The following is a 26,888-nucleotide window of genomic DNA, read 5'->3' on the forward strand; positions in this document are numbered from 1 at the left end:
GTGGACGACGCCGGTGACGTTGGAGCAGTGAGTGAGCGCGACCACCTTCGGCCGGCCGCGCAGCAGTTCGCGGAAGTGGTCGCGGTCGAGCCTGTCGAAGCCCTGCTCCTGGATGTGACGCAGCAGGTTCGCCGTCATCTCGGTCATCGTCGTGCCCTTGAGCTCGGACGGGCCGCGGAAGTGGGCCAGGATGATGTCGCCCGGGTGGAGTTTCTTGTCGCCGCGCTGGTACTGCATGTTCGTGATCTGCATGGACTCGCGCCACAGGACGATCGCCTCGAGGCCGCAGGACGCCGCCGCGGCCCGGGTGTCCTCGTTCCAGTTGCCGTAGGGCGGGCGCAGCAGCCTGGGCGTGGTCCCGTACTCCGCCTTGAGCTTGGTCTGCTGGCCGCAGATCTCCTGCTTCTGGGCGCTCGCGCCCAGCGTGCGCAGGTTCGGGTGGGTCAGGGTGTGGTTCTGGACGCCGTCGCCGAAGTGCTGGAGCGGCTTGAAGTAGCCGTAGTCGGCGCGGATGGCGGCGTCTGTCAGGAACATCGTGAAGGGGATCTTCAGTTCCCGCATCATCGTCACGAACTTCGGGTCCTTCTCGGCCCCGTCGTCGAACGTGAGGAAGACGATCTTCTGCTTGGTGGGTATCTCGCTGATCACCGGCACCCCGCCGTCCTTGGCGGCCTTGGGGGACGGCTTGGTGGCGGGCGGCGCCGGCGGCGCGGCGAGCGGTTGGAGCCCCCACTTGCGGTAGGCGGCCGCGGTGGCCGCCCGGGCGTCGGGCTCCGTGCCCGCCCGTGCGCCCGCCTCGCCCCGGCCGGCCTGCTTGGCCGACGCGGAGGCGTCCGGGGTGGCGGAGGAGGAGGATTCCGCGCGGGATTCGGTCGTACAGCCCGTCGCCAGGCCCGCCGTCAAAAGGAGACAGGCCAGTGCCGCCCCCCTGATCCGCCTGTCCACCGCGCGCCCACCCCATGTCGTTCCGTGCGTTCATCTGTTCGTGTGGTTCGCCTTTCTTGACGGCGAACAGATGTCCGGGGTTCCACCGTGACCTCGGATGTCACGCACCTCACCGGCCGGGGCGGCCCGGCGGGGCGGAGGCGGACGGGGCGCCGAGGACCGGCTCGCCCCGGGCGTGATCCGTGCCCGCCGGCGCCGTCACGGCGCCGGCGGACGCGACTCACGAGGCACGCTCCCTAGAGCGACACCTGCCTGCCTCCCAGGGTCACCACCAGGCGTCCGTCCGAGGCGAAGGACCAGCCGAGGGCGCCGGAGTACGAGGCGCACCGGCTGCCGTTGGAGCCCGACCAGAACTGGTTGGAGCCGTCCGCGTCGCCGACGGTCTTGTCGTTCGAGCCGCTGACCGAGAACCGGCAGGAGGCGTTGCCGCGGAAGACCGACGTCCCGGCGTCCCACGAGTAGTTGCGCTGGGCGTTGTCGACGCTCAGGTTGTTCGACACCGCCATGGAGCCCGGGTTGCTGTTGTAGGTGAACCCGTGCTTGCCGTTGTGGAAGGCGATGCTGCGCCGCACGACGTGGTTCACGGCGATGTCGTCGCCGCCGAGCTTGTAGCCGTTGCGGTCGCCGTTGGAGTTCACGGTCCCGTCGGAGAGGGTGCCGTTGTTGTACGACAGGGAGTCCTCGACGGTCACCGGGCCGATGGCGCCGGTGTCCGTCTTGGTGTAGAGGTCCCAGCCGTCGTCGATGTTGTTGTGCGAGACGGCGTAGCGGAAGACGTTGCCGACGCCGGTGGTGAGCTTCGCGGCGAAGCCGTCGGCGTCCTCGCCGTCGGAGTCGGCGTTGTCGTGCGACTCGGCGCTCAGGATCAGGTTGCGGGCCGGCCACTGGGCGGCGGGCGTGGTGGAGGCGATCCGGCCGAGCTGGAGTCCCGTGTCGCGGTTGTAGCGGGTCACCGTGCGCTCGACGACGTTGTCGCTGCCGCCGACGTAGATCCCGTTGTCCCCGGCGTGCTGCACGACGAGACCCTTGACGTGCCAGTACGAGCCGAACAGCTGCAGCCCGCGGTTGGAGGGGCTCTCGCTCTGCGCCGAGAAGTCGAGCACCGGCGTCTCGCCCGGGTAGGCGGCCAGCGTGGTGCGGGCGGAGGAGGTGCCGTTGCTGGTGGCCGGGACGGTGACCGTCGACCCGTACGAGTACGTGCCGCCGCGCAGGTAGATGGTTCCGCCGGCGGCCACCCGGCTGATCGCCGAGGCGAGGGTGGTCGGCGCGCTCTGCGTGCCGGCCGCGCCGTCGGCGCCGCCCGGGGCCACGTAGAGCGCGGAGCCGGCAGGCGGCGTCGTGTCGCCGGACACGTCGGCGTCGAGACGGTCGACGTTGGGCAGTCCGGCGGACGTGGTGGGGCTGAGCCGGATCGTGTTGGCGCCCGCGGCGAGCGTCACGGTGAGCGTCTTGCCGACCCATGTCGACCAGGCGCCGGTGGCCTCGAAGGACGGCGTCTGCACGGTCGTGCCGTTGACGACCAGCGCGGCCGGGCGGGCGGCCGCCGCGCCGTTGGCGAAGCGGACGTTCAGCGTCGCCGTGCCGGCCGTGGCCGCGTTCACGGTGAACTGGGCATATCCACTGGTCGAGTTGGCTCCGTTGCAGAAGCCGCTGCCGGAGTACCCGGTCCAGTCGGAGTCGATGGTGCCGGTGCAGACCGCCGGGGAGGCCTCGGCCTCGTAGCGGGTGGTGGCGGCCTGCGCCGTGGTGCCGGACAACGCGACGAGCGCGCCTGCCACCAGGCCGGCGCAGGCGATGACGGGTCTCACAAGCATGTCGTTCTCTCCATCTCCAGGACGGTGCGGGTCGTCTGCCAGAGGTACGGAAAGCGCTTTTTCCCGGAAGCTAGGGGCACTGTCCTGAACGCGTCAATAGACGCGTACATGATTCTCGTTCACATGGATGTACGCAAAGGGCGGCAGGGGCGACACAGAAGCAGCCCCGAGCGGGGCGCCCCGGCTTCCCCGCTCCCCAGCGGCCGGGGGCGGGCGCGCGCCGCATGCCGACATCCCTCAACACATTCGCGCAGGAGCATCACACAGGCTGCACACAGTCCTCCGCACGAGTCGTTAGCGTTGCTGGCCGTTCGACCCCCCGTGCGAACGTGATCAGGTCGCGGCCCCGACGGAGCGACGGCACGTCAAATAGGAAGACCGCAGATGGACTACTGCTCCTCGTGTCGTCGGCATCTCAACGGCGCCCTGGTGTGTCCGGGGTGCGGCGCCTACGCTCCGGACATCGCCCCGATACCGACCCACGGACACGCCGTCCGGGCCGGGACCGCACGGGCGACGTCCCCGTACGCGGCCGCCGCGCCTGTCGCCTCCAGGCCCTTCGCCCCCGCGTCTTCCGCTTCCACGCCCTTCACCGCCGCGTCCCTGTCCGGCAGGTTTCCCGGAAACGGCTCCGAACGCGTTCCCGAGCGTGTTGCGGACCGGGCTCTCGACGTCGCCCTCGGCCTCCACGCGGGCTCCGACTCCGACGCCCACGTCCACGCCGACGCCGACGCCGACATGGACGTCGACCTCACGCGCGAGACGGCCTCGCCGTCCGTGGCCGCGGTGTCCGCGGCGCCCCAGGGCCGGGCGGCACGGCGGCGGCAGCTGGCCCGCTGGAAGAAGAACCAGCGGCGGGCCGTGGTCGTGACGGCCGTGACGCTCGTCAGCGGCCTCGCGGTCGCCGCGCTGGAGCGGCAGAACGGCGACCGGACCCAGGCGGCCTCGGCGCCGGAGACCCCCACCGCCGCCGGCGGGGAGGAACCGACCCTGGAGCACACCGTCCCCACGGTGAGCCGGTCCGACGGCCGGCGCGACGCGCCGTCCGCCGCCTCGCCGTCACAGCCGGCGGCCACCGGGCACACCGGGCGGCAGGACTCGGCGTCGGGCGCCCGTCCGGACTCCGCCTCAGTCGCCGACACCGCGGCGCAGTCGGCGCGGACCTCCTCGGGACAGCAGCGCGGACACGGATCCTCCGTCTACGGCTCTACGGTCGGCGCCCTGACCGGAACGGCGGGGCAGCAGCCTTCCGCCCCGGCCGCGACCGGCGGCTCGGGCGCCTCGACGTCGACCTCGGGCTCCGGCACGGGCGCCGGCTCGAACCCGGGCTCGAACTCGAACTCGGGCTCCGGCTCGGGCTCCGGCTCGAACCCGTCGTCCTCGTCCGGCGCTTCGGGCTCGTCGCCGTCGTCATCGTCGTCCGGGACGGGTTCCGGGACGGCGTCCACCTCGCCGTCCGACGTCTGTCTGCTGGGCCTGATCTGCCTCGGCTGACCTCGCCCCCTGCTTCAGCCGGCGTCCGTCAGACCCGTCGCCCGGCCGTCCGCGTCCCAGCGGACCTCGAGGACGCGTACCACGGCCTCCCGGTCGAGCGGTCCGAACACGTGCGGGAACAGGGTGCCGGGGCGGGCGCCGGGCGGCGGAGCGGGGTCGGCCGCCTCCCAGGCGCACCTGGAGGCGAGCCGTTCCTCGTCGAGGACCAGCGCCAGCAGGGGCCGGGGGGCGGTCCGGTAGAACGCGTTGACGACGGCCAGCGTGGTCTCCGCGTCGGGCGAGCAGTGCACGAACCCGTCCTCGGCGAGAGAGGCGGGCGCGTAGGGCCGGTCGGCTCCGGCGTTCCACTCGTCCGCGCGCACGACGTGATAGATCATGAACTGTTTATACAACGGCCCCCGTACGGCCACCTCTACGGCACTCGAAGACCCTCTCCCGGCGCTATTCGCCTTCCGGGAGTTCCACGATCGCGCCCTTCCCGTCGAGCGTGTGCGTGCTCCAGTAGACGTACCACTTGTCGCCGACCTTCTCCGGGACCTTTCCCTCCGGATAGCGGGCCCAGCCCTCGGCCGGTTCCTCGCCGTCCGGCACGCAGTCCCCGCCGCCGCTGTTCACCGCGAGCACCGGGTAGTGGCCGCCTCCGCAGACGGCCTCCTCGATCTGCAGGGAACACCCGGTGAGCGTGGAAGCGGCCGCGGCCGCCATGGCCGCTCCGGCCAGCACAAGCCCCCGAGCAGATCGAACACGTACTCGAATGCCGGTCTTCCCCACGGTGGACTCCTCTGACGGCCGAAGCCTGGCTGCTGACGCGTCCAGCCTGCCGCCGGAAGGGCCCTCGCCTCCTGAGTACGCGTACTCAGCGCGACGCGTAGGGGAACCCAGAAAACCGTTCCCGCTCCTCATCCCGACCTGTGCTACCGTGAGAAAAGTGGCAGTTTCGGTTACCAGAGGCTTCAGAGTGCTCTTTCGACCTTCCGTCGACGGGCACTCTTTTTGTTTTTGGGGCTTTTCTGATGCTGCGACACCGGTTCCGCAAGGTGCGGGCACCGGGCATTGCCCCAAAGGAGATACAGCATGGCATCTGGCACCGTGAAGTGGTTCAACTCGGAAAAGGGCTTCGGCTTCATCGAGCAGGAGGGTGGCGGCCCGGACGTCTTCGCCCACTACTCGAACATCGCCACGTCCGGCTTCCGTGAGCTTCAGGAAGGCCAGAAGGTCACCTTCGACGTGACGCAGGGCCAGAAGGGCCCGCAGGCGGAGAACATCCTCCCCGCCTGAACCGTCGTCTGAGTCTGTTTCAAGCGGACGACACGACCGGGGCCCGCACTCCTGAGTGCGGGCCCCGGTTCATGGCGTCCGGAAGTTTTCGAGAAAGGCACCGGATGAACCGCAACAGCTCGGTCCGCTCCCGTACGGACCGGCGCCAGGGCGCGCCCTCCCGTACGGCCAAAGCCGGGCGGAGCGGACGCGGGAGCCGACCCGCCGCGTCCGGCGGCGAGTTCGCGGTGCCGGTGACGCTCACCCCGGCGCTGCCGCCGGTCGAGGCGTTCTCCGAACTCGACATGCCCGAGCGGCTGTTGGCCGCTCTCGACGCCGAGGGCGTCACCACGCCGTTCCCGATCCAGGGGGCGACGCTGCCGAACTCGCTGGCCGGCCGGGACGTCCTGGGCCGTGGCCGCACCGGCTCCGGCAAGACCCTCGCCTTCGGCCTCGCCCTGCTGGCCCGCACCGCCGGGCAGCGGGCCGAACCCCGCCAGCCCCTGGCCCTCGTCCTCGTCCCGACCCGGGAACTGGCCCAGCAGGTCAACGACGCCCTCACCCCCTACGCCCGCACCCTGCGCCTGCGCATCGCCACCGTCGTCGGAGGACTCTCCATCGGCCGGCAGGCGAGCGCCCTGCGCGGCGGCGCCGAAGTCGTCGTCGCCACCCCCGGGCGTCTGAAGGACCTCATCGACCGGGACGACTGCCGGCTGGACCAGGTCGCCGTCACCGTCCTCGACGAGGCCGACCAGATGGCCGACATGGGCTTCATGCCGCAGGTGACGCGACTGCTCGACCTGGTGCGCCCCGACGGGCAGCGGCTGCTGTTCTCGGCGACCCTCGACCGCAACGTCGACCGGCTGGTGCGCAACTACCTGCACGACCCCGTCGTCCACTCGGTCGACCCGTCGGCCGGCGCGGTGACCACGATGGACCACCACGTGCTGCATGTGGAGGACGAGGACAAGCACGCCGCGACGACCGAGATCGCCGCCCGCGACGGCCGGACGATCATGTTCCTGGACACCAAGCACGCGGCGGACCGGCTGGCCAAGAAGCTGCTGGCGGTCGGCGTCCGGGCGGCCTCCCTGCACGGCGGCAAGTCCCAGTCGCAGCGCACCCGCACCCTGACCCAGTTCAAGGACGGACACGTCACGGTGTTGGTCGCCACCAACGTCGCCGCCCGCGGCATCCACGTCGACAACCTCGACCTCGTCGTCAACGTCGACCCGCCCGGCGACCACAAGGACTACCTGCACCGCGGCGGCCGCACCGCCCGCGCCGGCGAGTCCGGCACCGTCGTCACCCTCGTCCTGCCCCACCAGCGCCGTGAGATGACCCGCCTGATGGCCGACGCCGGCATCACCCCGCAGACCACCCAGGTCCGCTCCGGGGGCGCCGAGCTGAACCGGATCACCGGGGCACAGCCGCCGTCCGGCGTCCCCGTCGTGCTCACCCCGCCGCCTGCCGCGGAAGCTCGGCCCGCCCGCAAGAACCCGTCCCGCGGGGGCGGCTCCGAGCGCGGCGGCGCCCAGCGCGGCGGAGCCGAGCGCGGTTCCTCCGAGCGCGGCGGCTCCGCCTCCCGCCCCCGCAGGCCCGCACAGGGCCGCCGCCGTTCGCCCGCCAAGGGCAACGGCACGGGCGGGCGCTGAGAGAGCGGCCGGGCGGCCCCTCCCGGCCGCCGGCCGCGCTAGGCACGGGCGAGAGGGAACAGGGCGTGGACCTGCCATCCGTGACCGGAGGGCAGCGGACCGGTGTTCAGGTCGCCCCCCAGCGCCGTGACCCGCTCCCGCAGGCCGACCAGGCCGAAGCCGCCGCCGTGGGCTTCGGCCGGCAGGGGCGCGCCGCCGTGGCCGTCGTCGACCACGCTGACGTCGAGCCGGCCGCGGTCGAGGTCGAGGCGGACGGTGACGGCACGGGCGTCGGCGGCGTGCCGCCGCACGTTCGTCAGCGCCTCCTGGACGACGCGGAAGGCGGCGGCCTGCACCTCGTGCGGGAGGTCGTCGCCGACGGCCGGGGAACGGTGGAGGACGACCGCCTGGCCGGGCCGTCCGGTGAAGTTCTCGACGAGGTTGGTGACGCCGGCCAGGTCGCCGACGGGCCGCCGGTCGGCCTCGGGCGTGTCCCGCAGGACGCCGACCGTGCGCCGCATGGAGGCGAGTGCCTCGGTGGCGGCCCGTTCGATGCCGGCGAGGACCGGGTCGAGCCGCTCGGGCCCCTCCGGCGCGGCGGTCGTCATCATGCGCGCCACCTGTGTCTGCACGAGGATCCCGGTGACATGGTGGGCGACGAAGTCGTGCAGGTCGGCGGCGATGGCGAGGCGTTCCTCGCGGCGGGTGTCGTCAACGGCGACGGTGCGGCGGTAGTCGAGCGAGCGCAGGTAGGCGGCGAGCGAGCCGACGAGCAGGACGAACACCAGTCCGACGACGACGTAGGCGAGCCCCGCGCCGGCCTGGTCCCACAGCGGCCAGAACTGGCGGCACGGCGTGGCGAGGAAGGCGAGCGCGTCCAGCGCCGCGCACACGAGGAGCCGGTTCGGCGGGCAGTGCCGCACGGCGACGAAGAGGAGGCACAGCAGGACGGCGAGCTCGCCCGGCCCGAAGGAGCTCTCGCGGTCCAGGACCAGCGTGGCGACCGTGTACAGGGCGGACAGCAGAGCGGGCACGGCGGTGCGCAGCTGCGGGGTGAGCCATGCCGGGCGCCGCGAGGCGGGCCACAGCACCGCGACCAGGCCGACGGCGAGGATGACCGCCGGACCCCACGGTTCTCCGTCCTCGGCGGCGATCACCAAGTCGAGGACGCAGGCCGCCAGGAGCGCGCCGACGGCCGCGCCCCGCGCACTGCCCCGTAGCCAGGCTGATCTCATGCCGTTCACGGTAGGCGCAGAAGCGGCGGGCGGTATCGGCCGAACGGTCGAGGCGGCGCGGCCGGGGCCGCGGATACCGTCCGCCGCTCGCCGGTGACGACCGACCGGGCCGGTCCGGGCGGAGCGGGGCGGGGGACGGAGACGAGGAAGAGCCCCACCCCGTGGACACGGGGTGGGGCTCTTCCTGATGGAGCGCCGGGCAGGCCTTGCACCTGCATTTCCCCGCAGGAAGCGGGGCGTCTTTCCTTGGACCACCAACGCAGAGGTCGTTCACCGTTTTTTCTTCCCGGTGACCGGCTCAAGATCAACCTTACCCCATTTCCGGAGCCCTGTTGACCAAGAACGGCTGCGAAACGATCAGGCGACGTCTTCCACCTTCAGCTCCGGTCCGACGACCAGGGTGACGACGCCTGCGGCGGCCGAACCGTCCGCCGTGGGACGCAGGCCGGGCAGCCGGGACGCGAGGACGGCAGCCTTGCTCTCGAGGCCCGACGGATAGGTGACGGTCGTCTTCGCCACCGTCCCGGGGGCGTTGCCCGTGCCGGTGACGGTGTAACCGGCTTTCTTCAGCCTCTCCGCGACGGCCGCCGCACGCCCCGGGACGCCGGTGCCGTTCAGCACCTGGACCCGCACGCTGGAGGCGTACACCACGTTCTTCTTCGAGGCGTCCAACTGCGCCTTGGTGACCTCCTTGTCCTTGGCCAGGGAGGTGAACAGGTCGGCGGCCTGCGGGTACTGCCACACGACGTTGGCCTTGTCCCTGGGCTGGTCGGCGACGCGCCCGTAGTTGGGCACGGTGAGGAAGCTCAGCCGGTCGCTCGGGATCCCCTTGAGCTCGTCCGCGAGCCCGTACAGCGGCTTGATGCCGGCCATGTCGGGGTCGGTGGTGAGGGACTTGGTGACCGACTGGAGGAAGCCGTACATCGCGTCGGGGCTGGTGAGCTTGGACTTGGCCTTCCTGGCCAGCGCGTCCATGAACTCCTGCTGCCGCCCGATGCGTCCGATGTCGGAGCCGTCGCCCACGCTGTAGCGGGTGCGGACGTAGCCGAGCGCCTTCTCGCCCTTGACGGTCTGGCAGCCGGCCTCCAGGTCCAGGTGGGCCTTCTCGTCGTGGATGGCCTGCTTCGGGCAGACCTCGATGCCCTCCAGCGCGTCGACCATGCCCTTGAAGCCCGAGAAGTCGACCGACATGAAGTGGTCGATGCGCAGACCGGTGTTGGCCTCGACGGTCTTGATGGTGCACGCGGCGGCCTCGGCGACCTTGCCGTTGCTGCCGCCGAGGGCGAAAGCCTCGTTGATCTTGAAGTGGTGCGGCGTGGACGACGTGCCGTCGCCCTTCTGGCACCCGGGTATCTCCACCCACGAGTCACGCGGGAGGGACACCACCGAGGCCCACTTACGGTCGGCCGGTATGTGCAGCACCATCAGCGTGTCGGACTGCATGGTCGTCAGGTCCTTGCCGTACTCGGCGTTGGCGCCGTCACGGCTGTCGGACCCCACGACCATGATGTTCTTCGATCCGGGGCTCAGGTTTTGCGGCCGGTCGGCGCCCAGCTTGTCGTCCACCTCGGCGGAGGTGATGTTGTCGTTGAGGTCGTGCCAGATCCAGGCGGCGGTCCCGCCGGCCCCGAGGAGCACCACGGCGCTCACCCCCGCGCCCCAGGCGACGACGCGCCCGCGCCGGGTCAGCCGCGTCCCGCCGGACCGGCCCGCCTGCCTGCTCCCCCGGCCGGCCGGCCGCACCGGCTCCTGTCCACGCCTTCTCGTTCCGCTCACCGGCGCTCGCCCCTCCGCCTCGGCCGTCCACCCCGTACACCGTGCTCGGATCGCCGACGCCGGTCGCCGCCGAACGTCGGAACCCTGCACACGAGCAGGAATACGTCCGAGAAGGCACTGTCGCCTCAGAAGACCCCCAACTCCCCGCATCCGGTTGCCTCGTCACACGACGTCTTGTCCGCAGCGGCGACTTCGGCGCCGGTGAAACGCGGCGTCCCCGTGGCCTTCCTGCCCACGGGGACGCCGAAGCGGAGGGATCTCACCCCGCCGGGTTCCCCGACGAAGCACCCGCGGAACCCCGCGGAGCCGGATGCTCCAGACGGACGACGACCGAGGAGTGGAATCGCTGCACGGCGTCGTCCACGCTGCGAATGAACCCGGACTCGGCATTGCCGCGACCGCTGCCCATGCCCTTGAAGAGGGTGAGCCGGAAACCGGTGATCCTCGCGCCGTTCTTCGGCAGCAGATCGGCCGGTTCGGGGCGGAGCCGCTCCAGGGTGCCGCGCGGGCCGCCGGGACCGTCCTCGACCAGGGTTTCCACATGCAGGTCCGCCGGAGCCTCCGCGAGGCGGCGGATCAGCCGCTTCACCCAGGTCAGCGGATATCCCTGGTCGGGCGCGGGGATCTCAACGGACGTGCGCAGCCTGCCGGTGCGCAGATCGGCCCCCACCGCGAGCACCCCGGGCGTCCCCTCGATCCGCAGCTCCGCCTGCAGAAACGGCGCACGGCGACGGTCGTGAGAACCGTCGCCGTGCGGGCGGGGAGGGGTTGGGCTCAGAGGGCCGGGAAGCGTTGGCTCAGAGGCCGTAGCGGGGTTTGAGGTGGCGCCAGAAGTCGCGGAACATCCACTTGTCGAACTCGGTGATCTGGGTGGCGCTGCCGGCGTTCATGACGAAGCAGCACTGGCCGGTGGGGGTCCAGTCGTAGAAGTCGTCGAGGCCGAAGGTGTGGCCGACCTCGTGCAGGTAGATGTGGATGTTCTCCTGGTTGAGGGCCGAGGTGAAGTACTCCTGCCCGACGCGTTGGCCCCAGTCGCCGCCGGCGCCGCCCCCGAATCCCTTGGTGAGCCAGAGGGACTGGTCGTAGTGGCGAGCGGCGCCGCCGGGGCACCTGGAGTAGTTGCCGTCCTGGTGGAAGAAGCGGCCGCAGTCGGGGGCGCACTGCGGGGCGCCGGCTCCGTCGAGTCGGTTGGTGTAGACGTCGACGGAGTTGTCCGTCCACTGGAGGGTGGAGCGGTTCTTCACCGCCCAGCCGACGATGTTGACCGGCACGGTGGTGTAGGGCCAGTTGTCGTATCCTCGGCCGCCCTCCACCTGTACGGCCATCCACTTGGCGAACTGCTTCTTCAGGGCCGCGTGGATCCGGTCGCGCAGCGCCGCGCTGACCGGTGCGTCGGACTCCCAGCGGACGCAGTAGTTGATGCTGCCGCGGTTGGCCATGACCTGGTCCCAGCCGTAGTTGCGGAAGCCGTAGAGGTCGGGGTAGGTCGTCGAGACGTGGTTCCAGACCTCGTTGAGCGGCTGGACCAGGTTGGCCGGCGGGTTCCACTCGTTCGCGGCCTCAGCGCGCGGCGCGGCGAAGCCGGTGGCGTGCAGGAGGAACGCGGCGAGCGCCGCCATCACGGCGAGCAGGCGCGCGGGGGTGCGCCGACGGGCACGTCGACGTGGATGCGGATGCGGTCCCGAATGCGGGGGTGCTGGATTGCCTAGCATGGTGAACTCCTCGTGTGAGGTACGGGATTCACGTGCCGTGCGATGAGATCTGCGCGATCCGAGCGGCCTGAGCTACCGAGCGACGCGAGCGATCCGCGCCTTGGTGCGCTGTGCTGGGAGCGGCCGTTCCGTCGGTCGTTCAGTCGGTCGTCCACTCGCTCGTACGTTCATGGGTTGCCGCCGGGGGCGCTGCGGTTGCCGGGGAGAGGCGTCCCGTCCGGGTGGTTCTGGCGGGAGTGCGGGGTGGGGTGGGGGTGGGGGCGTCATCCTGTGCCGGTGTTCCGCTCCCCGCGCGCCCACCGCGTCCTGCTCACGCTGCTCGCCGTCCTCGTGCTGCTGGCCGGGCCCGCCTGCGTGCCCGTCGGACGGGGGACGGGGGCTGCGACCGGGGCGTTCGGCGCGTACGTCGGGTACGACGACGCCGGCGTGCGGCGGATCGCCGGGCTGGACGAGTGGCTGGGCGTCGCCACGCCCCGGGTGGGGCACGCGTATCTGCCCGGGGACCTGTGGAGCAACATCGAGGGGGCGCCCGGCTACCTGGAGCACTGGGCGCGGTGGACGCATGCCCGCGCCGGCCGGATGTTCGTGCTCAACGTGCCGATGCTGGAGGGCGCCGAGGACCACGTGTCCGACGCGGTCGTGCGGGAGGAGCTGCGCCGAGGGGCGAACGGCGACTACGACGAGCACTTCCGGGCGCTGGCCCGGCGGCTCGTCGGGCTCGGACTGCAGGACACGGTGCTGGTGGTGGGCTGGGAGATGAACGGCACCACGTACACCCATCGGTGCGGACCCGATCCGCGGGCCTGGAAGCGGTACTGGATCAGGATCGTGGAGGCCGTGCGGTCGGCGCCGGGCGGGCAGCGGTTGCGGTTCGAGTTCACGCCCAGCCGGGGACGCGACGCCGTCCCCTGGACCGCCTGCTATCCCGGCGACGCGCACGTCGACGTCGTCGGCATGGACGCCTACGACCAGCCCGCCGGCATGTCCTTCGCGGAGCAGGTCGCCGAGCCCTACGGCCTGGCCGAGCACGTCCGGTTCGCACGGGCGCACGGCAAGCCGGTGTCGTATCCCGAGTGGGGGCTGTTCCGCAACGGCGACGACCCGGAGTACATGCGCGGCATGCTCGACTGGTTCGCCACGCACCGGCCGCTGTACCAGACCATCAGCGACTACTGTCCGCACGGCGTGTGGCAGTGCGCCGACAATCCACGGTCCTCGGCCGTCTACCGCTCCCTGGTGGGCGCGGGAGGGGGCCGTTCGGCTGAACCCGAGGCCTCCGTCCGGCCAGGCGCCGCCCTTGGACGCACCGCCGGTCGGATGATCCGGAAATGGGACGAGAACATCATGCGCGCTTCCCGCGGACGCGGGCGCGCCTCAGCGCCGCGACCGGGGCCGCCCTGCTCGCCCTGCTGCTGACGGCGTTCGCCGCCGTGCCCGCCGCAGCGGGGGGCGACGGACAGCGCTACCGGGCCGTCCGGGCCGTCCGCATCCACGAGCAGGCGCGCGAGCGGGTCGACCGGCTGCGTGAGGCCGACGCCCTCCCGTCGGCCGTCGAAGAGGCCGAAGAGCGCCGCAAGGCCGTCCGCGACGACCTGTGGGACCTGCTGCGGACGGGGGCCAGGGAGACCGGCGACCCGGTCGCCGTCGACCCGTCCGGGCGCGCGGGCCGCTGTCCGTTCGGGGACCGCAGCCGGGCGCCCGAGCAGCGCTCCGCCCCCTGGACCGCCCCGACCCGCCGCTACTGGCTGTCCGCCGGCTACGCCGCGAAGGGCTCGCGCTGGGCCCGCCGCCACACCGGCCAGGACTTCGCGGTGGACTCCGGGACCCCGGTGTACGCCGTCGGCTCCGGCGTCGTGCGCGTCACCACCTGCGGGGACGGCTTCGGCAACCAGGTCCTGGTGCGGCACGGGGACGGCTACTTCACGCAGTACGCCCATCTGTCCCGCATCGACGTGCGCCGGGGCCAGCGCGTCGCGGCCGGCCAGCGCCTCGGGCTGTCCGGCGCGTCCGGCAACGTCACCGGACCGCATCTGCACTTCGAGGTGCGGATCACCCCGTACCTGGGATCCCAGGTGCCGCCCCTGCCGTGGCTGCGCCGCAAGTCCGTGCAGGTGTCCGGAGCGCCGGTGCTCCCCAGGCCCGGTACGGGGCCCGGCGGCCGCACCGGCGAACGGGCGCCTCAGCCCTGGAGCGGGCGGTAGGAGGCCAGGGCCCAGATGACGAAGACGTCGATGGCGATCTGGATGACCGCCCAGACCGGTGCGTACGGCAGGAACAGGAACTGCAGGATCAGGCTGAGCGACGCCAGCACGATGCCGCTGATCCGGGCCCACTCCGCCTTCTCCACCCCCATCAGCAGCCCCCATCCGGTCGCCGTGGCCACGACGCCCACGATCAGCAGGACCCAGCCCCAGCCGGCGAGGTTCATCTCGTAGACGTAGCTGCCGACCCGGGAGTAGACGTCGTCCTCGGCGATCGCGGCGATGCCCTGGAAGACGGCGAGGACACCGCTGACGAACATCAGCACGCCGCCGAAGACGACCCCGCCGGCGGCCAGTTGCCCGCCGGCCGGGGGCGAGGCCCAGGCCGGCGTGCCGGTGCCCTGGTGGGACGGGTCCCACACCGGGGACCCGTGCGACGACGGCTGTGAGTGCGGCTGGTCGCTCATGGGACTACCCCGTCTCTGTCTCTGGCGGCTCTGACTGTGTCTCTGGCTCTGGCCATGTCTGTGGCTCTGGCTCGGCGACTGCCCCTCGACGATCCGTCCGGGCGGGGGCCGCCACCACGGGGGTGCGCCGTTCGGGTGAGCCGGCATGCGGGCGCGACGGTCCGCGCCTTCACTGGAGATCCGAGGACACAGGGACCGACCTGGAGGCGTGATGGCAGCGAACCGCAGAAGCCGGAAGTGGGGCGCCCGTCCGGCGGCGGTGCGGGGCGCGGCCCTGCTGACGGGGCTGGCCGCGCTCACGGCGCTCACCGGCTGCTCGGGGGACGACAGCCCGTCCTCCGTGGCCAGCAAGGCGGCCTCCGCCGCGCAGTCGGTGGGCGCTCAGGCCACCGCGGCCGCCTCCTCGCTCGCCTCGCAGGCGTCGGAGGCGTTCGCGTCGGCGACCGCGGAGGTGGGCCGTAAGCTCGACGGGATCGAGAACGGCGTCGACGCCAAGGACGACGTGAAGCTCGGCACGCCGACCGCCGACGGCGACCGCAGCGCGGTCGAGGTGACCGTCACGAACAGCGCCGACTCGACGAAGTCCTTCGCCGTCGAGGTGGACTTCAAGGACTCCGGCGGCAAACTGCTCGACTCCGTGCTCGTCACCGTCACCGACGTCCCGGCCGGCAAGAGCGCCAAGGCCATCGCCCGCAGCCACCGCGCGCTCTCCGGCGAGGTGAAGACGGAAGCGGTGCGCGCGGTGCGTTACTGAAGCGGCCCGCCCGGACGTCGGGACCGGGTTCGGCTGGAGTCGGCTGGAGTTCGACCGGGGTTCGCGTGGACGGGTCAGGCCATCCAGAAGAAGACGGCCGTCATGCGCTTCTCCTCGAGGGTGGCGCCGGAGTAACCGGTCGCGCTGTGCACGAGGTTGGCGTTGTACAGCAGCAGGCGGTTGTGCCGGTGGGGCACCCGTACGTCCTCCTCGAAGGCGTCCGGCGCGACGAACCGGGTGCCGAGGGCCTCGACGAGGTTGTTGTGCGGGGCCTGGACGACGTTGCCGCCGAGCCGCCCGCCCGGCAGGGACTGCCGGTAGAAGCTGGTGCCGCAGTCCTTGGGGACGGCCGGGTTGAGGTACAGCACGGCCGCGTACCGGCACAGCGCCCGCGAGTCGGAGTGCGGACGCGGAGAGCTCTCCCCCGCACCGACGACCTGGACGCAGTTGTGGTTGAGGGTGCCGCCGCCGGGGGCCTGCTGCACCCACAGTTTCCGCGCCCCCGTCGCTTTGCGCACCAGCCGCTCCACGCGGTCGAGTTCACCGGGTTCGAGACCGGGCATGGTGCGCAGTCCGGGCCAGCTCTCCGAGGTGTAGGGGTGGCCCTTGACCCAGTCGTCCTTGGCGAGGCAGCGCGCCCGGATCGCGGTGATGTCGGGTTCGGGGAAGACGTCGTCGATCACCCAGTAGTCCCGGCCCCTGGTGGGTTTGCGGTAGGGGAGGACCGGGAGCGTGGCGGCAGCCCTCGCAGGCTGATGGGGCCGCTGTGGCATGGACATGCAGCGAATCTAGGTCGAGGGATCCTCATGACTCGCCCTCCCGTTCGTCCGGACTCCTCCGCGAAGCGGTCAACGTTTCCCCCCGGCGGTCAACGGTTCGCCAACTGCCCAGGCCGCGCCCTGCGTCGGCATTCGCGCGCTTTTGCGCGTTCTTCGCGCGTTCTTCGCGCGCCCTCAGCGCGTCTTCTGCACGCCACGCACACACGAACTCCCGGAATTGTGGCGTCCGTCACAGCCGGTGCGGGCTGCGGGTGCTGAAGTGACCCGATGATCGGTCTCGTCATCCGCGTGCTCCCCTTCTGGGTGCGCGAACCCCTGCTCGTCGTCTTCGGCGTCGTCTTCAGCGGCTTCCTCTTCTATGCGGCCGTCCGGGACGGCGAGTGGCAGATGGCCGCCATCGGCGCGGCCGTCGTCCTGTTCACCGCGATCCGCATGTACACCATCAACCGGGCCCTGCGGGAACGCCGCCAGACGAAGGCCATGGACGGCGCGAAGCACGTCCGGCACGCCGAGGGCATCTAAAGCGTCGTCCAGGGCGTCGCGTCCCGGGCCCCGCCTGCGACCCGGCCTGGACCGATCGGGCGGGGACCGACCCGACCCGGCCCGCTTCGGTCACGGTCCGGCGGCTTCGGGGGCTTCGGGAGCCGTGGCGACTTCGGGGGACGTTCCGGAGGACACCGTCACCTCGTCGCCCAGCGCTATCCGTCCCGCCCGACGGACCTGGAAGTAGGCGCCGAAGGCGATGCCGCCCGCCTCCCCCCGGCGGTAGTCCGCCAGGGTGCGCAGGGGCTCCGGTCCGACGCGGCGGCCGGTGCGCTGGTCGACCATGGTGATGGCGCAGCGGATCGTGTCCTCGGTGAAGGCCAGTTCGGCGCCGGCCACGGCGAGGCGGGCGGCGCGGTCCTCGGTGTGGGGGTCGTCCCAGCCGTCGACGACGAGGTTCGGGCGGAAGCGGTTCATGGGGAGAGGGGCGGCTCCTCGGGCGGCGAGGCGGCGGTTCAGGGCGTCCAGGCTGGCGCGTGAGACGACGTGCAGCCGGTGGGCGTTGCCCGCCGGCGGCCGGACGAGGGTGCTCGGGACGCCCAGGAACTCCGTGAGCCAGGCGTGCACGTCCGGGTCGGCCGCCCGCACCGGGTCCCGGCCCGGCGCGTGCAGCGTCACCTCGCCGTCGCGCGACTCCGGGGAGATCAGCGCCATCCGGGGGTCTCCCCACTGCCAGCGCAGCTCGCCCTTCTCGTCGGCGATCGCGTACGTGCGGTCGTCCGGCAGACCGGTCGACGTGAGCGTCGCCTCGGTGAGCGTCACCCCCGCGCATCCCTTCACCGGGTAGTACGTGATCTCCGACAGTCGTGCCGTGCTCGTCCCCGTTGCCGCCATGCCCCCATGCCCCCCAAGTCCCTGTCCCGTGTCGTGTCTTGTCTTGTCGCGTCGCGTCGTCCGTCTCTTGTCGCGTCGCGTCGTGCGTCAGTCCGTCACCAGTGCCATGACGAAGCCGTCGTACCCCTTCTCGCCCACCGTCTGCACCGCCGTCGCGGTCAACTTCGGGTGCTGGGCGATCAGTTCGGTGAAGGTGCGGACTCCCTGGACGCGCGGGTCGGTGCTCGCCGCGTCCGTGACGGCGCCCTCGCGCACCACGTTGTCGCCGACGATGACGCTGCCGGGCCGGGTCAGCCGCAGCGCCCACTCCAGGTACAGCGGGTTCGAGGGCTTGTCGGCGTCGATGAAGACCAGGTCGAACGGCTCGGCCGGCCCGCCCCCCGGCCCCGGCTCGGCCGCCAGCAAGGGCAGCGTGTCCGACGCCTTGCCCACCCGCAGGTCCACGACGTCCCGCAGGCCCGCCCTCGCGATGTTCGCCGCCGCCGTCCGCGCGTGCCGTTCGTCCGCCTCCAGTGTCACCAGGCGGCCGCCCTCGGGAAGGGCGCGGGCGAGCCAGAGGGTGCTGTAGCCGCCGAGGGTCCCGATCTCCAGGATCGTGCGGGCCCCCTGGATGCGGGCGATCAGATGCAGGAGCTTGCCCTGGTTGGGCGCGACCTGATGGGGCGGCAGACCGGCGGCCTCGCTGCCCGCGCCGGCCGCGCGCAACGCGTCGTCCTCCTCCACCAGCAGGTCGTTGAAGTAGGCGTCGACGGCGTTCCAGGTCTGCTGCACGGCGGGTTCCCTCTCTCCAGCGAGTTCCTTATGGGAACTTACTCGCCCGGCCAGTGCATCGTCCATCAACTTTTTGGCGGCCGGATGAGTCCGAACGGCTCCGCGCGCGTACTTCTCTTCGTCCGGGTCCCCACCGGACGACGACACGACGGCGGATTCCCCGACGGGCAGGAGGAACGGTGGCACTTTCGCGCAACATGATGGGAACTATTTTCGTGGGGGGCGCGCTGGCCCTGACGCTCAGCGCCCTCGCGTACCCGTCGATGCTCGGCCTGGACACCGTGTCGACCTCGGGTGACCGAATCATCGCCAACACCCAGTGGGGACCTCTGACCGAGAGCGACCGCTCCTTCGTGGTCGCGGTGCGGGCCGCAGGCCTGTGGGAGTACCCGGTCGGGCAGATCGGGCTGCAGAAGGGGCAGAGCAAGGGCGTCCTCATCGCCAGCCAGCACCTCATCGACGGGCACGCGGCGCTGGACGAGAGCTGCCGCAAGATCGCCCCGATGCTGAACATCACCATCCCCAACGTGGCCAGTCCGCAGCAGGAGGGGTTCGTCAACACTCTCAAGTCGGACCAGGGCAAGCAGTTCGACGTCGACTTCGCCAACATCCTGCGCATGACGCACGGGTCGATCTTCAACACCGTGGCGAAGATCCGCTCGACGACGAAGAACACGCTGGTGCGCTCTCTGGCCGACCAGGCCAACAACACCGTTCTGGACCACATCACGGTGATGGAGAAGACCGGCCTGGTCGACTTCGACACCACGCTGTTCACCCAGACCACCCCGCCGAAGCTGCCCAAGTCGGACATGACGCCGCCGGTGCCGCCGCTCGGCCAGCCGATGGTCGTCCTCACTCCGCCGCCGAACGCCACCTCCACGCCGATCGACCTGGGCGCGGCCGTGAACGGACAGGTCCCCGGGCAGACCGGCAATGGCGGATAGCGCATAGACGCAGACGGGTTCCCACCGGGCCGGCGGCGGTGTCGGTCGGTGTGACGGCGGCAGGCAGGCGCCCGGCAGGGGTCAGCGTGCCGCCAGCCAGACCGTCGTGTCCGGCGGCAGCGTTCCCGCGCCGGCGCCGTCCAGGGGCGCGCTGCTCAGCAGCACCTCCCCGGTCGGCAGCGGCACGGGCGTGTCCGACAGGTTCGTCACGCACCGCCAGCCGTCGCTGCGGGCGAACGCCAGCACGCCCGGAGCGGGATCCGGCTCCCAGGTGAGCTCCTCGCCGTCGAGCAGCTTGCGCCGCAGCCGCAGGGCCGTGCGGTAGAGCTCCAGGGTGGAGCCCTCGACCCCGTCCTGCGCCTCGACGGCGTACCGCGCGAAGGCGGGGGGCTGGGGCAGCCAGGCCCCCGCGGGCCCGAAGCCGTACGACGGCCCGGCCGACGTCCAGGGCAACGGCACCCGGCACCCGTCGCGGCCCTTGCGGGTGCGGCCCGACTGCTCCCACAGGGGGTCCTGGAGGACTTCCGCGGGCAGGTCGGCCACCTCGGGCAGGCCCAGCTCCTCGCCCTGGTAGAGGTACGACGACCCCGGCAGCGCCAGCATCAGCAGCGTCGCCGCGCGGGCCCGGCGCAGGCCGGCCGTCTCGTCGACGCGCGGAGCACGGCCGTCCGAGAGGAGCCAGCCGCCGTCGTCCGTGCCGGGCGGGAGCATGAGGCGCGAGGCGTGGCGTACGACGTCGTGGTTGGAGAGGACCCAGGTCGCCGAGGCGCCGACGGCCCGGGCGCCGGCCAGCGAGCCCGTGATGACCGCACGGATCGCCTCGGCGTCCCACACCGCCTGCAGGTACTCGAAGTTGAACGCCTGGTCGAGTTCGTCCGGGCGGGCGTACAGGGCGCGGCGGTCGCCCGGCACCCACGCCTCGGCGACGGCGGTGCGGGGCGGGGTGTACGCGTCGAGGACGCGCCGCCAGTCGCGGTAGATCTCGTGGACCTCGTCGCGGTCGAAGAAGGGGTGGGCGCCCGGAGCCAGCAGGGCGAGGCCGGCGTCGCCGCTGAGCTCCGGCGCGCCCAGGTCGCGCAGGGGCTCGGCGAGGTCCTTGGCGAGGGCGTGGGCCACGTCGACGCGGAAGCCGTCGACGCCCCGGTCGGACCAGAAGCGCAGCGTGGTGCGGAAGTCCTCGCGGATCTCCTCGTGGTCCCAGTTCAGGTCGGGCTGCTCACGGGCGAACAGGTGGAGGTACCACTGGCCGTCCGGGACGCGCTGCCATGCGCTGCCGCCGAACACGGACTGCCAGTCGGTGGGCGGGAGTGCGCCGCCCGGGCCTCGGCCGTCGCGGAAGACGTACCGGTCGCGGGCGGGCGCGCCGGGGCCGGCTGCCAGGGCCTCCTGGAACCAGGGGTGCCGGTGGGAGGTGTGGTTCGGCACGAGGTCGACGATCACTTTCAGGCCGAGCCGGTGGGCCTCGGCGGCGAGGGCGTCGAAGTCGGCCAGGGAGCCCAGGCGCGGGTCGACGTCCCGATGGTCGGCGACGTCGTAGCCGCCGTCGGCGAGCTCGGAGGGGTAGAAGGGGGAGAGCCAGAGGGCGTCCACGCCGAGTGCGGCGAGATGGGGGAGCCGGCCGGTGACGCCCCGCAGGTCGCCGAGGCCGTCCCCGTCGGCGTCGGCGAAGCTGCGCGGATAGACCTGGTAGACGACGGCCTGCCGCCACCAGTCGGGTCGGTGGGGGGAGAAATCGGTCATGCACGCAAGTCTGTCCACTGTGCCCGGAAAGTGAACGTCGAACCGTTCGGAACGGATCATTCCGTACATGGGGAACATGTGACGGAAACTTGAACTCACCGGGGTTTGAGGCAGGTTGACAGCGGTCCGACATGCACACGACGATGGGGGCACGCTGTGGCCTCTGTGACACGTGTGGCCTTCGTGGCAGCTGTGACCGATGAGCCCGGCGGCCTTCTCCGCTGCTCCGCTGCTCTCCTGACGCCTTCCGCTGATGCCTTCGTCTTCTGATCCGGACCAGTCAGCCCTGGCGACTCGCCAAGAACGGGATCCGTATGTCCATAGCGCGAACTGTCACCGTGCGCCGCCTGCTGGGGGCGGGCGCCGTGTCGCTCACCCTGTGCGCCGCCTCCGTCGCCGCCGCCTCCCTCGCCTTCGCGGACACCGGGACGCCCGGCGGCGACGGCTGGAACTCCGGCGGACACTACCGTCCGGGCACGGGTGCGGGCACCGAGACGCAGACCGACCGCTGCCAGTTCTCGCTCGACGGAACGCGCTTCTTCGACTCGGTGCGCGTCGACGACCAGAACCTCAAGCCGACCGAGGACGGCAAGATCCACGTCAAGGTCCGCGCCGCCGGCGACGCGACGACGTGCACCGCCTCCCTGGCCTCGTACCTCGCCCACGGCTCCAGCTTCGCCACCTCCGGCGAGCAGGTCTTCGTCGACTTCGACACCGTGACGGTCAAGCCCGGCGAGACCGAGAGCCTCGACATCGCCGTGCCCGACGCGGGCTGCTTCGCCCAGATCGACCTCTACCGCGGCGCGGTCAAGTTCGACGGCAAGCTCGACGCGAAGGACGGCTTCGTCCACGGCGACCTGCCCAAGGGGCCGAACCGCCCGGTCATCAAGGACAAGCTGATCGCGGCCTGGAACGGCGGCACGAAGGACTGCACGGTCACCGAGCAGCCGCCGCCGGTCACCCCGCCGTCGGGCAGTGCCTCCGGCAGCCCCTCCGGAAGCCCGTCGGGCAGCCCGTCCGGCAGCCCCTCCAGCACGCCGTCGACCCCGTCGGACAGCGACACCACGTCGCCGTCCGCGTCGCCGTCCGACAGCGGCTCGCCCACCCCGTCCGCCTCCGAGTCGACCACCGCGCCCGCCCCGACGCCCAACGGCGGCGGCGGCGACCTCGCGGAGACCGGCGCGAGCAGCGACACGCCCCTGATCGCGGGCGGCGCGGCGGCGCTGCTGGCGGGCGGCGCGGCGATCGTCGTCGCCACGCGGCGCCGCAAGGCCACGCGCGCCTGACGCCGAGACCGGCGCCGGCCCTGAGCCGGCGCCGGGGCCGACGTCGGGTTGACGGAGACGAGTGACGGGACGGCCGTACCGGATGACCGGGCGGCCGTTCCGCTGTCCCGCTGTTCCGCCGTCCCGCTGTTCCTAGGCGCCTTCCACCGCGGTCAGCCACAGCTTCACGTAACGCTCCACGTCGACGTCCAACGCCACGTCCACGAGGGCCTGTTCGCGCACGCCCCCGTGGATCTCGGACTCGCCGGGGCGCGGCCTGCGGTCGACGACCGTCTGACCGCGGGACGGGCCGGGGGCGAGGGAGACCTCGACCGGGAGGAGCTCGGTGGTCAGGCCCGCAGGGTCGGCCACCGCGCAGAGCGCGCCCGCGTCGCCCAGGCCCCCGGTGGGCGTGGGGTCGCCGGAGCTCGCCGGGTCGCGGTGCGCGAGCAGTGCGCCCGCGAGCCTGAGTCGCGGCTCCGCGCTCGCCCGCAGCCGCGCCACGTCCGCCGCCGGGACCAGCACCCGCTGGAAGACGTCCAGGCCGTACATCGTGATCGGCACGCCCGCGGTCAGCAGGATCGCCGCCGCCTCCGGGTCGTGCCACACGTTGAACTCCGCGACCGGCGTGGCGTTCCCGGTGGTCACCGCACCGCCCATGAACACGATCCGCTCGATGTTGCGGGTCACCTCCGGGTGGGTGCGCAGCAGCAGGGCGATGTTCGTGAGCGGCGCGGTGGGGACGAGGGTCACCGGGCGCGGGGAGGCCAGGATCTCGCGGCGCAGCAGGGTCACCGCGTCCACGTCGACCGGGCGGCGGGTGGGGGCGGGCAGGCCCAGGTCGCCCATGCCGTCCTGCCCGTGCACATGGGACGCCGTGCGGACGGGCTCGATGAGCGGGCGCTCGGCGCCCCGCGCCACCGGGATGTCCCCCGCGCCCGCGTGCTCCAGCACGGTCAGCGTGTTGCGGACCACCCCGTCCACGTCGGTGTTCCCGGCGACACAGGTCACCGCCCGCACGTCCAGGCCTGGATGGCGTACGGCGAACAGCAGGGCGAGGGCGTCGTCGACGCCGGTGTCGCAGTCGATGATCACGGGAGTGGGCTGCTCGGGCACTGCGCTCGCCTCGCTCGCCTCGTTCGGCTCGTTCGGCTCGGCCGACTTGTTCGCCTCGTTCGCCTCGGTCACCAGGGACTCCTTCCGCACCACGGTCGTCCACGAGCCTATTGCGGGGCGTGCTCACTCCCACAGTGCGCTGCCGCGCGCCGCCGCCCGCTCGGCGATCCGCGCGACCAGGTCGCCGACGGGCAGTTCACCGGGGCGGCGGCCGTCGCGCAGCCGCAGGGCGGCCCGCTCGGCGCGTGCCTCCCGCTCCCCGATCACCGCCTGGTACGGCGCGAGCCGCGCCGCCCGCACCCGGGCGCCGAGGCTGCCCTGCTCGGGGCCCGCGAGCTCCGCCCGCAGCCCGGCGGCCGACGCCCGGCCCACCAGCTCCGCCGCCGCGTCCTCCTGCGCCTGCGACACCGGCAGCACGACCAGCTGCACCGGCGCCAGCCAGACCGGGAACGCCCCGCCGTGTTCCTCGATCAGGTGGGCGACGACCCGCTCCACGCTGCCGATGACGCTGCGGTGCACCATCACCGGACGGTGCCTGGACCCGTCGGCGCCGACGTAGTGCAGGTCGAAGCGTTCGGGCTGGTGGAAGTCGATCTGCACGGTGGAGAGGGTCGCCTCGCGGCCGGCGCGGTCGGTGATCTGCACGTCGATCTTCGGTCCGTAGAAGGCGGCCTCGCCCTCCGCCTCCTCGTAGGCGACGCCGGCGCCGTCCAGAACCTCCCTGAGCAGCGAGGTGGCCCGCCGCCACAGCTCCGGGTCGGCCACGTACTTGCCGCCCTCGCCGGGCAGCGAAAGCCGGTGGCGGGAGGCGCGGATGCCCAGGTCGGCGTAGGCGCGGGCGATCAGGGCGAGCGCCGCGCGAGCCTCGTCGACCGCCTGCTCCAGGGTGCAGAACACATGCGCGTCGTTGAGCTGGATGGCCCGCACGCGGGTCAGGCCGCCCAGCACCCCGGACGGCTCGGAGCGATACATGCCGCCCAGTTCGGCGAGGCGCAGAGGAAGTTCGCGGTAGCTGCGGGAGCGGGAACGGTAGATGAGCGCATGGTGGGGACAGAGACTGGGCCGCAGCACGACCTGCTCGGCCCCCAGCTCCATCGGCGGGAACATGTCCTCGCTGTAGTGCGCCCAGTGGCCGGAGATCTCGTACAGCTCGCGTTTGCCGAGCACGGGCGAGTACACGTGCCGGTAGCCGGCGGCCCGTTCGGTCTCCCGGACGTACTCCTCCAGGGCGTGCCGGACGATCGCCCCGTCCGGCAGCCAGTACGGCAGACCCGCGCCGATCAGGGGGTCGGTGTCGAACAGACCGAGGGCGCGGCCGAGGCGGCGGTGGTCCCGCTCCTGACCTGCGGCGCCGCCCTCTTCCGGGCCGTGCCCCGCGGCGAGGCCTTGACCGGGGGCGAGGCCGGGGGCGGAGTGACGGCCGGGGGCGAGGTCGCGGTCGGGGGCGAGGTCGTGGTCGGGGGCGCAGTGGTCGTCGTTCACGGGTGGGGCTCCCTCGCTCGGGGCGGGGCGAGGACCGGGAACGCGGAAGCCCCGGGGCGCTCACCCCGGGGCTTCGGACATCCAGTCATGGATCAGCGCGCCGGGACGGTCTCCGGCGTCGTCGTGCGGGACGGCTGGGCGCGCTTCATGCCGCCACCGTAACGACGAGGCAGCACGGCACGCCATCCCTTTTCCCGCCGTCGCCCACCCGCCCGCACCAACGCCGGTAACCCGTACGGACCGCCGCGCTGGTCCCCCCGGTGCACCGGTGCTGACGTGGGAGAAAGCACCCCGGATCGCCCGGCGCCGGCATCGGCCCGGGCCCGCGCCCACTCCTGGAGGCACCCCCCGATGACCCGCCGCCGCCCCCGCCTGGCCTCCACGCTCCTCCTCACCGCTGCCACCGCCGCCACCGCCCTCACCTCCGGCTGCGCCACCCTCGGCCTGGAGCATCCGCCGACCGCCGCTCCGGCCACCCCCACCGTCGAGCGGTCGTCGGCGAAGCCGTCCGCGCCGGCCGCGTCGGCGGGGCTGACCAAGGCCCAGGCGCAGGCCGCCCTCATCACCGAGCGGGACCTCGGCGCGCCCTGGACCCCGACCCGCGGCGCCGCGACCTGGCGGGACGGGATGCTCAAGGCGACGGCCTCGCCGGCCGACTGCGGGCGTCTCCTCGACGACCTCTACGCCGACGAGCTGCTCGGCGGACCGGTCCGCGCGGTCGTCGCGCTCGACGACCCGGACTCCGGCGCGCAGCTCCGCTACCAGCTCACCGGCAGCCGTCCGGCGGACGTGGACCGCACGCTGGCCCGGCTGAGGACGCTGCCGCAGACGTGCGCCCGGTTCACCGCCAAGGGGGCCGGCGACGCCGTGCTGGACGTGCAGGTCTCCGAGCTGCCCCTGCCGGAGGTGGGCGACGCCCGCCAGGGGCTCCGGGTCACGGTGACGCGCTTGGCCGGCGCCGCGGAGAACACCCCGGAGAACACCGGACAGAACCCCGGACAGAACCCCGGACAGGACGCCGCCGAGAACGCCGACGGCGACCCGACGGTGCTCACCCTGGACGTCGCCGCCGTACGGGCCGGCGAGGACGCCTTCGCCCTCACCAACGGCGGTCTCGGCGACGTCCCCAACGCCGCGACGCAGGCGGCCGTGCAGCTGGGCGTGAGCCGACTGGCGGACGTCAGGAAGCAGGGGCGGGTGCAGATCTGAGCTGGGCGGGGACGCCGTGGGCGTGGGGCGCCGCCGGGGACGCTGAGCGGCGGCGCTCCCGCTCAGAAGTCCGGGTCGTCGAAGCGCGTGCGGTGCTCGACCACGTCGTGCGCGAGTTCCAGCACCGTGCGGTCCCCCGCGAAGGCGTGCCCCCGCAGAAGCGCCAGCGCCTCGTCCGCGGGGACGCCGAGCTGCGCCATCAGCATGCCGACGGCCCGGTACACCTCGCCGTGATCGGTGGCCAGCGGGCTGAGCCAGAGGCCGGCGCCGTCCGGGCCGTCCTGCTCGTCCCGGGGGAGCGCCAGCAGCACCGCCGTCACGACGTCGGCCACCGCCCGGGCGGTGTGCACCTCCTCGACGGCCAGCTCGCCGGGGACGTCGCGGTAGAGGTCGAGCGTGCCCACGCACACCGCGCGGTCGCCCAGCGGCAGCGCGTACACCGACCGGACCCCGGCGGCCGCCGCCTGCTGCGCGAACACCGGCCAGCGGCCGGCGTCCCGGTCCGAGGTCAGGTCGGGGGCGGCGACCACGGCGCCGGTCTCCGCGGCCTCCAGACCGGGCCCGTCCCCCAGCGTGACCTCCATCTCCAGCACGTATGCCGCGCTCTCCCCGCTCGCCCCCAGCGGCACGGGCATCCCCTCGCCGCGCAGTGAGACGCTCGCACCGCTCACGGGCAGCAGCTTCAGCACGGCGTCGCACAGCCGCTGCGGGACGTCCTGGGCGACGGCGTCGTCCGTCTCCCTGGCGATGACGTCGGCGACCCGGTCCCGCTCCCGGTCGGTCACACCCGTCACCTCCGTCCGCCGGACCGCCCGGCCGTCCGCCCGGCGCGGCTTCCGTCGGCCGAGTACCCCGGGCCCACCAGGGAAACCGGCACCGCCGGGGCGGCCGTGCCGCGGGCGGGCGGCCCACG

The 26,888-nt window shown here is 72.6% G+C and carries 25 protein-coding genes and 1 pseudogene; 10 read left to right on the top strand and 16 right to left on the bottom strand.

Annotated features, from left to right (window positions below; genetic code table 11):
- On the bottom strand, positions 1 to 945 hold a 945-nt coding region (locus tag ABT300_RS15315; RefSeq protein WP_351675256.1), incomplete at its 3' end, for a polysaccharide deacetylase family protein.
- Between the two features lie 236 nt (positions 946 to 1,181).
- Positions 1,182 to 2,759, bottom strand: a complete 1,578-nt coding sequence (locus ABT300_RS15320) for a right-handed parallel beta-helix repeat-containing protein (RefSeq protein ID WP_351675259.1) — start codon at positions 2,757 to 2,759, stop codon at positions 1,182 to 1,184.
- A 384-nt stretch (positions 2,760 to 3,143) separates the two neighbouring features.
- Between ABT300_RS15320 and ABT300_RS15325 the strand changes: the two genes are divergently transcribed.
- Positions 3,144 to 4,253, top strand: a complete 1,110-nt coding sequence (locus ABT300_RS15325; RefSeq protein WP_351675262.1) for an SCO2400 family protein — start codon at positions 3,144 to 3,146, stop codon at positions 4,251 to 4,253.
- 14 nt (positions 4,254 to 4,267) lie between these two features.
- Here ABT300_RS15325 and ABT300_RS15330 read toward each other — a convergent pair whose 3' ends face one another.
- Together ABT300_RS15330 and ABT300_RS15335 are read right to left on the bottom strand one after the other, a co-directional pair.
- A complete protein-coding gene (locus ABT300_RS15330) occupies positions 4,268 to 4,630 on the bottom strand; it encodes a DUF952 domain-containing protein (RefSeq protein WP_351675265.1) in 363 nt (120 codons plus the stop codon).
- A 64-nt stretch (positions 4,631 to 4,694) separates the two neighbouring features.
- Positions 4,695 to 4,958 (bottom strand): SCO0607 family lipoprotein, encoded by a 264-nt coding sequence (locus tag ABT300_RS15335; RefSeq protein WP_351675268.1) that lies wholly within the window; start codon positions 4,956 to 4,958, stop codon positions 4,695 to 4,697.
- Positions 4,959 to 5,327: 369 nt separating this feature from the next.
- On the opposite strand from ABT300_RS15335, the gene ABT300_RS15340 reads away from it, so the two are divergent.
- Both ABT300_RS15340 and ABT300_RS15345 read left to right on the top strand, forming a co-directional pair.
- On the top strand, positions 5,328 to 5,531 hold the full coding sequence (locus ABT300_RS15340; RefSeq protein ID WP_057577999.1) for a cold-shock protein: 204 nt from the start codon (positions 5,328 to 5,330) through the stop codon (positions 5,529 to 5,531).
- Between the two features lie 104 nt (positions 5,532 to 5,635).
- Complete coding sequence (locus ABT300_RS15345; protein ID WP_351675270.1) at positions 5,636 to 7,165, top strand: DEAD/DEAH box helicase; 1,530 nt, start codon at positions 5,636 to 5,638, stop codon at positions 7,163 to 7,165.
- A 38-nt stretch (positions 7,166 to 7,203) separates the two neighbouring features.
- On the opposite strand, the gene ABT300_RS15350 is transcribed toward ABT300_RS15345, so the two are convergent.
- The 4 genes and pseudogenes from ABT300_RS15350 to ABT300_RS15365 form a co-directional block, all read right to left on the bottom strand.
- On the bottom strand, positions 7,204 to 8,379 hold the full coding sequence (locus tag ABT300_RS15350; protein WP_351675272.1) for a sensor histidine kinase: 1,176 nt from the start codon (positions 8,377 to 8,379) through the stop codon (positions 7,204 to 7,206).
- Between the two features lie 357 nt (positions 8,380 to 8,736).
- Entirely contained in the window at positions 8,737 to 10,122 is a 1,386-nt protein-coding gene (locus ABT300_RS15355; RefSeq protein ID WP_502977948.1) for an LCP family protein, read from the bottom strand.
- Between the two features lie 292 nt (positions 10,123 to 10,414).
- A pseudogene (locus tag ABT300_RS15360) lies at positions 10,415 to 10,870 on the bottom strand (TerD family protein); the annotation flags it as partial.
- 82 nt (positions 10,871 to 10,952) lie between these two features.
- Entirely contained in the window at positions 10,953 to 11,774 is an 822-nt protein-coding gene (locus ABT300_RS15365; RefSeq protein ID WP_351675361.1) for a hypothetical protein, read from the bottom strand.
- A gap of 369 nt (positions 11,775 to 12,143) precedes the next feature.
- Between ABT300_RS15365 and ABT300_RS15370 the strand changes: the two genes are divergently transcribed.
- Together ABT300_RS15370 and ABT300_RS15375 are read left to right on the top strand one after the other, a co-directional pair.
- A complete protein-coding gene (locus tag ABT300_RS15370; protein WP_502977946.1) occupies positions 12,144 to 13,283 on the top strand; it encodes a glycoside hydrolase family 26 protein in 1,140 nt (379 codons plus the stop codon).
- Positions 13,196 to 14,068 (top strand): M23 family metallopeptidase, encoded by an 873-nt coding sequence (locus ABT300_RS15375; protein ID WP_351675275.1) that lies wholly within the window; start codon positions 13,196 to 13,198, stop codon positions 14,066 to 14,068. Before ABT300_RS15370 ends, ABT300_RS15375 begins: the two co-directional genes overlap by 88 nt.
- Here the strand turns inward: ABT300_RS15375 and ABT300_RS15380 are convergent.
- Positions 14,047 to 14,535 carry a DUF7144 family membrane protein gene (locus tag ABT300_RS15380; protein WP_351675278.1) on the bottom strand — a complete coding sequence of 163 codons (489 nt, stop codon included), beginning with the start codon at positions 14,533 to 14,535 and terminating at the stop codon, positions 14,047 to 14,049. The two genes, ABT300_RS15375 and ABT300_RS15380, sit on opposite strands and share 22 nt — an antisense overlap.
- A 211-nt stretch (positions 14,536 to 14,746) precedes the next feature.
- Between ABT300_RS15380 and ABT300_RS15385 the strand changes: the two genes are divergently transcribed.
- On the top strand, positions 14,747 to 15,289 hold the full coding sequence (locus ABT300_RS15385; RefSeq protein WP_351675281.1) for a hypothetical protein: 543 nt from the start codon (positions 14,747 to 14,749) through the stop codon (positions 15,287 to 15,289).
- 74 nt (positions 15,290 to 15,363) lie between these two features.
- On the opposite strand, the gene ABT300_RS15390 is transcribed toward ABT300_RS15385, so the two are convergent.
- Positions 15,364 to 16,068 (bottom strand): DUF6445 family protein, encoded by a 705-nt coding sequence (locus ABT300_RS15390; protein ID WP_351675284.1) that lies wholly within the window; start codon positions 16,066 to 16,068, stop codon positions 15,364 to 15,366.
- A 267-nt stretch (positions 16,069 to 16,335) separates the two neighbouring features.
- Here ABT300_RS15390 and ABT300_RS15395 point away from each other — a divergent pair, with 267 nt between their 5' ends.
- Positions 16,336 to 16,590 carry a hypothetical protein gene (locus ABT300_RS15395; protein ID WP_351675287.1) on the top strand — a complete coding sequence of 85 codons (255 nt, stop codon included), beginning with the start codon at positions 16,336 to 16,338 and terminating at the stop codon, positions 16,588 to 16,590.
- A 90-nt stretch (positions 16,591 to 16,680) separates the two neighbouring features.
- Here the strand turns inward: ABT300_RS15395 and ABT300_RS15400 are convergent, their stop codons facing one another.
- Together ABT300_RS15400 and ABT300_RS15405 are read right to left on the bottom strand one after the other, a co-directional pair.
- The gene (locus ABT300_RS15400; protein ID WP_351675290.1) at positions 16,681 to 17,445 is read right to left on the bottom strand and encodes an MOSC domain-containing protein; all 765 of its coding nucleotides are present in this window, start codon (positions 17,443 to 17,445) and stop codon (positions 16,681 to 16,683) included.
- Between the two features lie 87 nt (positions 17,446 to 17,532).
- Positions 17,533 to 18,216, bottom strand: a complete 684-nt coding sequence (locus tag ABT300_RS15405) for an O-methyltransferase (RefSeq protein ID WP_351675292.1) — start codon at positions 18,214 to 18,216, stop codon at positions 17,533 to 17,535.
- 200 nt (positions 18,217 to 18,416) lie between these two features.
- Between ABT300_RS15405 and ABT300_RS15410 the strand changes: the two genes are divergently transcribed.
- Positions 18,417 to 19,163, top strand: coding sequence for a DUF4142 domain-containing protein (locus ABT300_RS15410; protein WP_351675367.1), 747 nt, complete (start codon positions 18,417 to 18,419; stop codon positions 19,161 to 19,163).
- A gap of 81 nt (positions 19,164 to 19,244) precedes the next feature.
- Here the strand turns inward: ABT300_RS15410 and ABT300_RS15415 are convergent, their stop codons facing one another.
- Positions 19,245 to 20,903: a glycoside hydrolase family 13 protein gene (locus ABT300_RS15415; RefSeq protein ID WP_351675294.1), complete on the bottom strand. Its 1,659-nt coding sequence runs from the start codon at positions 20,901 to 20,903 to the stop codon at positions 19,245 to 19,247.
- A 314-nt stretch (positions 20,904 to 21,217) separates the two neighbouring features.
- On the opposite strand from ABT300_RS15415, the gene ABT300_RS15420 reads away from it, so the two are divergent.
- Complete coding sequence (locus ABT300_RS15420) at positions 21,218 to 22,189, top strand: LAETG motif-containing sortase-dependent surface protein (RefSeq protein ID WP_351675297.1); 972 nt, start codon at positions 21,218 to 21,220, stop codon at positions 22,187 to 22,189.
- Positions 22,190 to 22,321: 132 nt separating this feature from the next.
- On the opposite strand, the gene ABT300_RS15425 is transcribed toward ABT300_RS15420, so the two are convergent.
- Positions 22,322 to 23,284 carry a nucleoside hydrolase gene (locus ABT300_RS15425; RefSeq protein WP_351675369.1) on the bottom strand — a complete coding sequence of 321 codons (963 nt, stop codon included), beginning with the start codon at positions 23,282 to 23,284 and terminating at the stop codon, positions 22,322 to 22,324.
- A 123-nt stretch (positions 23,285 to 23,407) separates the two neighbouring features.
- Complete coding sequence (thrS, locus tag ABT300_RS15430) at positions 23,408 to 24,766, bottom strand: threonine--tRNA ligase (RefSeq protein ID WP_351675300.1); 1,359 nt, start codon at positions 24,764 to 24,766, stop codon at positions 23,408 to 23,410.
- A 351-nt stretch (positions 24,767 to 25,117) separates the two neighbouring features.
- Here thrS and ABT300_RS15435 point away from each other — a divergent pair, with 351 nt between their 5' ends.
- A complete protein-coding gene (locus ABT300_RS15435) occupies positions 25,118 to 25,975 on the top strand; it encodes a hypothetical protein (protein ID WP_351675303.1) in 858 nt (285 codons plus the stop codon).
- Positions 25,976 to 26,037: 62 nt separating this feature from the next.
- Here ABT300_RS15435 and ABT300_RS15440 read toward each other — a convergent pair whose 3' ends face one another.
- Complete coding sequence (locus ABT300_RS15440) at positions 26,038 to 26,760, bottom strand: GAF and ANTAR domain-containing protein (RefSeq protein WP_351675305.1); 723 nt, start codon at positions 26,758 to 26,760, stop codon at positions 26,038 to 26,040.
- Positions 26,761 to 26,888 lie beyond the last annotated feature (128 nt).

It is taken from the genome of Streptomyces sp. NPDC001027 (assembly GCF_040299045.1).
In the GTDB taxonomy this organism is placed as follows: Bacteria; Actinomycetota; Actinomycetes; order Streptomycetales; family Streptomycetaceae; genus Streptomyces.

What these genes read in the sequence shown, in the direction of transcription:
- ABT300_RS15380 (WP_351675278.1), bottom strand. Translation starts at nt 14,535, where the DNA reads ATGAGCGACCAGCCGCACTCACAGCCGTCGTCGCACGGGTCCCCGGTG.
- ABT300_RS15375 (WP_351675275.1), top strand. Translation starts at nt 13,196, where the DNA reads ATGGGACGAGAACATCATGCGCGCTTCCCGCGGACGCGGGCGCGCCTC.
- ABT300_RS15415 (WP_351675294.1), bottom strand. Translation starts at nt 20,903, where the DNA reads ATGACCGATTTCTCCCCCCACCGACCCGACTGGTGGCGGCAGGCCGTC.
- ABT300_RS15335 (WP_351675268.1), bottom strand. Translation starts at nt 4,958, where the DNA reads ATGGCGGCCGCGGCCGCTTCCACGCTCACCGGGTGTTCCCTGCAGATC.
- ABT300_RS15435 (WP_351675303.1), top strand. Translation starts at nt 25,118, where the DNA reads ATGACCCGCCGCCGCCCCCGCCTGGCCTCCACGCTCCTCCTCACCGCT.
- ABT300_RS15340 (WP_057577999.1), top strand. Translation starts at nt 5,328, where the DNA reads ATGGCATCTGGCACCGTGAAGTGGTTCAACTCGGAAAAGGGCTTCGGC.
- ABT300_RS15350 (WP_351675272.1), bottom strand. Translation starts at nt 8,379, where the DNA reads ATGAGATCAGCCTGGCTACGGGGCAGTGCGCGGGGCGCGGCCGTCGGC.
- ABT300_RS15400 (WP_351675290.1), bottom strand. Translation starts at nt 17,445, where the DNA reads ATGGCGGCAACGGGGACGAGCACGGCACGACTGTCGGAGATCACGTAC.
- ABT300_RS15420 (WP_351675297.1), top strand. Translation starts at nt 21,218, where the DNA reads ATGTCCATAGCGCGAACTGTCACCGTGCGCCGCCTGCTGGGGGCGGGC.
- ABT300_RS15325 (WP_351675262.1), top strand. Translation starts at nt 3,144, where the DNA reads ATGGACTACTGCTCCTCGTGTCGTCGGCATCTCAACGGCGCCCTGGTG.
- ABT300_RS15390 (WP_351675284.1), bottom strand. Translation starts at nt 16,068, where the DNA reads ATGTCCATGCCACAGCGGCCCCATCAGCCTGCGAGGGCTGCCGCCACG.
- ABT300_RS15365 (WP_351675361.1), bottom strand. Translation starts at nt 11,774, where the DNA reads ATGGCGGCGCTCGCCGCGTTCCTCCTGCACGCCACCGGCTTCGCCGCG.
- ABT300_RS15345 (WP_351675270.1), top strand. Translation starts at nt 5,636, where the DNA reads ATGAACCGCAACAGCTCGGTCCGCTCCCGTACGGACCGGCGCCAGGGC.
- ABT300_RS15320 (WP_351675259.1), bottom strand. Translation starts at nt 2,759, where the DNA reads ATGCTTGTGAGACCCGTCATCGCCTGCGCCGGCCTGGTGGCAGGCGCG.
- ABT300_RS15410 (WP_351675367.1), top strand. Translation starts at nt 18,417, where the DNA reads ATGGGAACTATTTTCGTGGGGGGCGCGCTGGCCCTGACGCTCAGCGCC.
- ABT300_RS15385 (WP_351675281.1), top strand. Translation starts at nt 14,747, where the DNA reads ATGGCAGCGAACCGCAGAAGCCGGAAGTGGGGCGCCCGTCCGGCGGCG.
- ABT300_RS15330 (WP_351675265.1), bottom strand. Translation starts at nt 4,630, where the DNA reads ATGATCTATCACGTCGTGCGCGCGGACGAGTGGAACGCCGGAGCCGAC.
- ABT300_RS15395 (WP_351675287.1), top strand. Translation starts at nt 16,336, where the DNA reads ATGATCGGTCTCGTCATCCGCGTGCTCCCCTTCTGGGTGCGCGAACCC.